Annotated in this window: 2 protein-coding genes; one reads left to right on the forward strand and one right to left on the reverse strand. The window is 35.8% G+C overall.

The genetic code is table 11. From position 1 onward, the window contains the following. Positions 1-707: YoaK family protein (locus HT697_RS10020; RefSeq protein WP_173263134.1), on the reverse strand; the 707-nt coding region annotated here is incomplete at its 3' end. Between the two features lie 395 nt (positions 708-1,102). Here HT697_RS10020 and HT697_RS10025 point away from each other — a divergent pair. After that, the gene (locus tag HT697_RS10025) at positions 1,103-1,402 is read left to right on the forward strand and encodes a YbaB/EbfC family nucleoid-associated protein (RefSeq protein ID WP_057488267.1); all 300 of its coding nucleotides are present in this window, start codon (positions 1,103-1,105) and stop codon (positions 1,400-1,402) included. The last annotated feature ends 241 nt before the right edge of the window (positions 1,403-1,643 follow it).

A 1,643-nucleotide genomic window follows, 5' to 3' on the forward strand; every position in this document is an offset into this window, starting at 1 on the left:
GTTTGGGAATTTACCTTTTCTTTTACTTTTTTCCGCCACGAGGCAAAAAGCATACTGAGATAAAAAATGCTCATCATAATAGGAACACCAAGAATGGTCTTTTCATGATAGAAAATCGTCAAATAAGCTGAAAAGACAACACCAAGGACAAAACTACTAAGCAGGCTAACAAATATGAACCCTTCACGCAAAAAAGGAGTGTGCTTGGTTCGGAAATAATCTCCAAAAGCCAGCATGGTCCGTTTGATATTCCCTGTCATAAAGGCATTATTGTAAGCAATACCCGACACTTCTCCAAAAGCAGTTGTCACCAGTCCCATGCAGAAGGCCAAGGGCGGTACTAGATAGATATTATCCACAGTCTGAGGCACAAAACCCATAACTATTGATAGGATTGCCAAAGGAATCAGTGACAGAATTGGCTTTTTCACAATTCTCAATTTTTCCTTATAAATCGTTAGTAAAAAAACTCCCAGCATAAACGCTATTAAGGTTAAAAGCTTATCCCTAACATCCGAAACATTATTCTGTATTAGCTCTACCGAAAGAAAGACAACATTTCCAGTTTGTCCAGCTACAAGGGTATTCCCGCGAACAATAAAAGTGTAAGCATCCACATATCCAGCACAAAACGTCAAAAAAAGTGCTAACCTTTTAGACTGACGTGATATTTTTCTTATAGGTAATAACCTCATTTTCCCTCCCATTGTATTTTCTCTTAGAATATTGTACCATTTTCTTTCTAAAAAATCGTAGGCTACCATTTAGATTTTACTATTAGCATAATAATAGATAACTATTTATCCAAAAATAGATAGAGATAACATGTTTGTAAACAAAGCATACGAACCTTTAGTAAAATCATTTCCATGAAACTAGAATAGAGCCCCTCTTAGCAAAAATCATTATTTTAATTTATTTCTAATCACTCCTTGACATAAATAACTCTCACCAATAAAAGACTATGTCTTAAAAAAATGGTATAATAAAATCAATACTTGGGCTTGATGGATATGCTACTAATAACAATTAGGAGAGAAAATCAGGCACTTGTTAACAACAAGGATTATCCCCTTGAGATGAAAGGAACTTTAGAAATCTTATGATGAACATGCAAAACATGATGCGTCAAGCACAAAAACTTCAAAAACAAATGGAACAAAGCCAGGCCGAACTTGCTGCCATGCAATTTGTTGGCAAATCTGCTCAAGACCTTGTCCAAGCGACCTTAACTGGAGATAAGAAAGTTATCAGCATTGATTTCAATCCAGCTATCATTGACCCAGAGGACCTTGAAACTCTTTCTGATATGACCGTTCAAGCCATCAACTCTGCTCTTGAACAAATCGATGAAACTACCAAGAAAAAACTGGGTGCTTTCGCTGGGAAATTGCCATTCTAAAAACAAGGAGCTAGAACAATACTTGTCGATAACAAAGGCTAAGAAAGGTGCAAAAATTATAAAAAACGCATAATAGCAGGTGTCAAAACACTCAATATTATGCGTTTTCTAATGAAAAAATTCTCTTTTCATACTCATTTAATACTCTTCAAAAATCAAATTCAAACCATATCAGCGTCGGCTTGTCGTAGGTATGGTTCCTGACTTCGTCAGTCTTATCTGCAACCTCAAAGCAGTGCTT

Source organism: Streptococcus sp. 1621, assembly GCF_013276615.1.
In the GTDB taxonomy this organism is placed as follows: Bacteria; Bacillota; Bacilli; order Lactobacillales; family Streptococcaceae; genus Streptococcus.